This window comes from Pandoraea sp. B-6 (assembly GCF_000282835.1).
GTDB classification, from domain to species: Bacteria; Pseudomonadota; Gammaproteobacteria; order Burkholderiales; family Burkholderiaceae; genus Pandoraea; species Pandoraea cepalis.
In genome coordinates this window covers 1-4,951 of sequence record NZ_AKXS01000282.1, presented here as the reverse complement: position 1 = coordinate 4,951, position 4,951 = coordinate 1, and the positions used below count along the sequence as shown (strand labels likewise).

Sequence of the window (4,951 nt, the reverse complement as noted above, 5' to 3'; positions counted from 1 at the left end):
CTGCCCGGATCACGTGGCACAGGCGTTCGCCGCCCGCACGCCGAATTCGAGCTGGCTCGTCGGTGGGCTGGCGGGCAGCCTGGGCGCGATGGAGGTCTCCGGCACGCCCGCCGAGACGGGCACGCCGCCGACGTCCGTGCTGGCCGATTGGGTGACGCAGTACAAGAACGCGTTCCGGCGTCTGAACGCGCACCACGTGGCGGGAACGGCCCGGCCGCCCGCCGCGGTGGCCGATCTGCCCGTCGTCGAGGTGCCGGCCACCGGCAAGCCTGCCCCCAATATGACCGACACGTTCGCCATACTGATGTCGGGCGACGGCGGTTGGGCCGGACTCGACCGCGATGTCGCGGGCGCGCTCTCGGCGCACGGCATTCCGGTGGTGGGCGTGGATTCGCTGCGCTATTTCTGGTCGGCGCGCACCCCGGCTTCCGGCGCGCTCGATATCGACCGCCTCATGCGCTTCTATCAGACGCGCTGGAACAAGAAGCGCGTGATCCTGATCGGCTACTCGCAAGGGGCCGATGTGCTGCCGTTCATGGTCAATCGTCTGTCGCCGGTGGCCCGCGAGCGGGTGGCGCTGCTGGTGCTGATGGGACTCGGGCAGAAGGCGGACTTCGAGTTCCGCATGACCAATTGGGTGATGTCGAGCCAGAACGGCCTGCCGATTCGTCCGGAGGTGGAGCGTCTGCCCGACGGGATGGCGATGTGCATCTATGGGGCCGACGAAGACGACAGCAACTGTCCGGGGCTCGATCCCAAGCGCGTTCAGGTCGTCAAGATGCCCGGCGGGCACCATTTCGACGGGAACTACACTGGGCTGGCCGACGTGATTCTCCAGGGCGTCGCCAAGCGGTGACGGCCGATGGCGGAGCGGCGCCGCTTGGCGCGCCGCCTTGCCTTCTGTGCAGTGGCTCCGTACACTGCCGCCAGTTTTCCCATCGACCCACGTCCCGCACCTTCCGCACCGTTCGGATTCGGCGGCACGACACCCAGGAGAAGATCGACATGGCAGAGGGTTATTTCCCGAAGTGGCGGCAGCAGGACACGGCCTCCGGCCGCGTGATCGCCCCCGATGAGCGCCTGGCGTGGCCGCAAACCATCGCGATGGGCGTGCAGCACGTGGTCGCCATGTTCGGCTCGACCGTACTTGCACCGCTGCTCATGGGGTTCGATCCGAACCTTGCCATCTTCATGTCGGGGATTGGCACGCTGCTCTTCTTCGTGCTCGTCGGCGGACGCGTACCCAGCTATCTCGGCTCGAGCTTCGCCTTCATCGGCCTGGTCATCTCGGTGACGGGCTATGCGGGCAGCGGGCCGAACCTGAATATTCCGGTGGCGCTCGGCGGGATCATCGCCTGCGGCGTGCTCTACGCCATCATCGGCCTGATCGTGATGGCCGTCGGCACTCGCTGGATCGAAGCCCTCATGCCGCCGGTGGTGACGGGCGCGGTCGTCGCCGTCATCGGCCTGAACCTCGCGCCGGTCGCGGTGAAGGGCGTCTCGGCGACGCCCTTCGACACGTGGATGGCGCTGGCGACCGTGCTGTGCGTCGGTCTCGTGGCGGTGCTCGCGCGCGGCATGGTGCAACGCCTGTTGATTCTCGTGGGCCTGCTGCTGGCCTATGCGCTGTACGCCGTGCTGACCAACGGCATGGGCCTCGGCAAGCCGATCGACTTCGCCGTGGTGGCCCATGCCGCCTGGTTCGGCCTGCCGCACTTCGCGGCGCCAGTGTTCAAGCCGGAAGCGATGGTATTGCTCGCCCCGATTGCCATCATCCTTGTGGCGGAGAACCTCGGACACATCAAGGCGGTAAGCGCCATGACCGGGCAGAGCCTCGACCGCTACATGGGCCGCGCCTTCCTCGGCGATGGTCTGGCGACCATTGTGTCGGGCAGCGTCGGGGGCACGGGCGTGACGACTTACGCCGAGAATATCGGCGTGATGGCCGTCACGAAGATCTATTCGACGCTGGTGTTTGCCATGGCGGCGGTGATCGCGCTGGTGCTGGGCTTCTCGCCGAAATTCGGCGCGGTGATTCAGACGATTCCGGGTCCGGTGCTGGGTGGCGTGTCGATCGTGGTGTTCGGTCTGATTACCGTGGCCGGCGCGCGCATCTGGGTGCAGAACAAGGTCGACTTCTCGGATAACCGCAACCTGATCGTCGCCGCCGTCACGCTGGTGCTCGGCGCGGGCGACTTCACGCTGAAGTTCGGTAGCTTCTCGCTGGGGGGCATCGGTTGCGCCACGTTCGGCGCCATCATCCTCTACGCGTTGCTGCGCGGGCGTGGGGCGTCGGCACCGGCGGCGATGTAGGTCGACGCGCTCGCCTCACCGGTCACACCGGACGCGCTGGACCGGCTGGATTCGCCGGCATTGACGGCACGAGAGATCACGGCACGATGATTACGTCGTGCCGTTTTCATTGGTGACAGCGGGCGTGGCCTGCAGCCGTTCAAGCAATTGCCGCGCGTAGACAGGCAGGGCGTCGCGCTCACGCACGCACAGCACCAGCGTGCGCAGGGCCCACGCGTCGGAGAGCGGCACGATGCCGAGGCCCAGCGCGGCGGCCGAGCGTGCGGCGGCGCTCAGCGGCACGATGCCCAGCGCGGCCCCCGCCGCCACGGCGCGGCACAGACTGTCGAAGTCTCGCAGGCGCACACGGTAGTGCAACGGCCGACCGGCTCGCCTGGCGTGCCCGTCGAGGTGCTCGGCCAGTGCACTGTGCTCGGGCAGGCCAATGAACTCCGAGTCCAGAACGTCGATGAAAGCCACCTCGGCGCGCGAGGCCAATGCGTGCCCAGGCGGCGTGACGACCACCAGCCGGTCCTGCCGGAATGGCACCGTCTCGAGCCCCGTCAATTCGATCCAGTCCGAGACCACGCCAATGTCGGCGGCGCCTTCCAGGACCGCTTGCACGACGGCCGGGCTCGTCTGCTCGCGCAGGGAGATCTCCACATTCGGATGCTCGGCGAGGAATGCCCCCAGCAGATCCGGCAGAAACTCGGACATCGCCACGGTGTTCGAGGCAATACGCACGTTCCCCCTGAGCCCAGCCGCGTATTCGCCGAGTTCGCCGCGCATCTGCTCGATCTGGGCGAGCACGCGCCGGGCGTGAGCGAGCAGGGCGCGGCCAGCGGGGGTGGGCATTACGCCCTGGCGGTGGCGCATGAAGAGCGCGACGCCCAGCGCCTCTTCGAGCCCGCGGATACGGGCGCTGGCAGACGCCAGTGTCAGATGGGCGCGCTCGGCGCCGCCGGTGATGCTGCCGGCTTCGGCAACCAGCAGGCACAGTCGCAGGTCGGTCAGGTCGAATCGCACGGGGCAGGCAGGCCGGGAGGCTTCGGGGGCAATGACGCCAGTGTAGCGGCTTGGGCGATAGGCGCGCAGACACCCGGTGGAACGTCCGAATTTCGGACCCCGGGGAGGGCAAATGGCGATGCCGACTGACTTGGGAAAGGGCGCATGGTAAACTACGCGCTTCCAAGACACGGCCGTACCCGCGACGGCCTCGCCCGCCAAGCCGCTTGATTTCATTCGCCGGCGGGTCGTCTTGCAGGCGTCTTTCGGCGCATCGCCCTAATGAGCGCGATGCCTGTCGCACGCCCTACGCGGGCATTCCCTCAAGAACACACAACATCGATACGCGCGGGGACACACTTCGTGGAGTCCGCGCATTGGTCCATATATGTCTTTTGAAAAGCTCGGCCTGTCGGCCGACATCCTGCGTGCCGTGGCCGACCTTGGCTACACGCACCCGACGCCCATTCAACTGCAAGCGATTCCGGCCGTCCTGCAAGGCGGCGATCTCCTCGCCGGTGCCCAGACCGGGACCGGCAAGACGGCGGGCTTCACGCTGCCTATCCTGCAAATGCTCTCCACGCGTGCGCGCGCGGCGGCGGCCAACGGCAAGCGCTCCGTGCGCGCGCTCGTGCTGACGCCCACGCGCGAGTTGGCCGCCCAGGTCGAGGAAAGCGTCACGCAATACGGCAAGTACCTGCCGCTCACGTCCATGACCGTGTTCGGCGGCGTGTCGATGGTGCCGCAGGTCAAACAATTGGCGCGCGGCGTGGACATTCTCGTCGCGACCCCTGGCCGTCTGCTCGATCACATGCAGCAGAAAACGGTCGATCTTTCTGGCGTCGAGATTCTCGTGCTGGACGAAGCCGACCGCATGCTCGACATGGGCTTCATTCGCGATATTCGTCGTGTGCTGGCGGTGCTGCCGTCGAAGCGCCAGAACCTGCTGTTCTCGGCCACGTTCTCCGACGAGATCAAGCAACTGGCCGACGGCCTGCTCAAGTCGCCCGCGCTCATCGAAGTGGCGCGTCGCAACACGACGGCGGAAACCGTCGCGCAGAAGATCCACCCGGTCGATCGCGACCGTAAGCGCGAGCTGCTCGAACACCTCGTGCGCGAGCACAACTGGTTCCAGGTGCTCGTGTTCACGCGCACCAAGCACGGCGCGAACCGGCTCGCCGAGCAGCTCACGAAGGGCGGCATTCCGGCGCTCGCCATTCACGGTAACAAGAGTCAGGGCGCCCGCACGCGAGCGCTCGCCGAATTCAAGAGCGGCACATTGCAGGTGCTGGTTGCGACCGATATTGCCGCGCGCGGCATCGACATCGACCAGTTGCCCCACGTGGTCAACTTCGACCTGCCGGAAGTGGCGGAGGACTATGTCCACCGCATCGGCCGCACCGGACGCGCCGGCGCAAACGGCGAGGCCGTGTCGCTCGTGTGCGTGGACGAGCATCAACTGCTCACGCAGATCGAACGTCTCATCAAGCGCACGATCGATCGCGAAGTGATCCCGGGCTTCGATCCGGATCCGCATGCCGTGGCGCAACCGATTCGCAAGGCGCAACAAGGCCGTGGGGCCGGTGGTGGACGGGGCGGGCGCGGCGGCGACGACGACGACGCGCGCCAACCGGCCCGCGCCCCGCGTGAAGCG

4 protein-coding genes are annotated in these 4,951 nt (G+C 67.2%); 3 read left to right on the top strand and 1 reads right to left on the bottom strand.

Annotation, left to right across the window (positions count from 1 at the left end):
- Positions 1-856: virulence factor family protein (locus A985_RS23875; RefSeq protein ID WP_017231775.1), on the top strand; the 856-nt coding region annotated here is incomplete at its 5' end.
- Between the two features lie 149 nt (positions 857-1,005).
- Complete coding sequence (locus A985_RS0102100) at positions 1,006-2,313, top strand: solute carrier family 23 protein (protein ID WP_017231774.1); 1,308 nt, start codon at positions 1,006-1,008, stop codon at positions 2,311-2,313.
- Positions 2,314-2,403: 90 nt separating this feature from the next.
- Here the strand turns inward: A985_RS0102100 and A985_RS23870 are convergent, their stop codons facing one another.
- Positions 2,404-3,318: a LysR substrate-binding domain-containing protein gene (locus A985_RS23870; protein ID WP_017231773.1), complete on the bottom strand. Its 915-nt coding sequence runs from the start codon at positions 3,316-3,318 to the stop codon at positions 2,404-2,406.
- A 367-nt stretch (positions 3,319-3,685) separates the two neighbouring features.
- Between A985_RS23870 and A985_RS0102090 the strand changes: the two genes are divergently transcribed.
- Positions 3,686-4,951, top strand: a 1,266-nt coding sequence (locus tag A985_RS0102090; RefSeq protein ID WP_017231772.1) for a DEAD/DEAH box helicase, incomplete at its 3' end; no start/stop codon positions are given.

What these genes read in the sequence shown, in the direction of transcription:
- A985_RS0102100 (WP_017231774.1), top strand. Translation starts at nt 1,006, where the DNA reads ATGGCAGAGGGTTATTTCCCGAAGTGGCGGCAGCAGGACACGGCCTCC.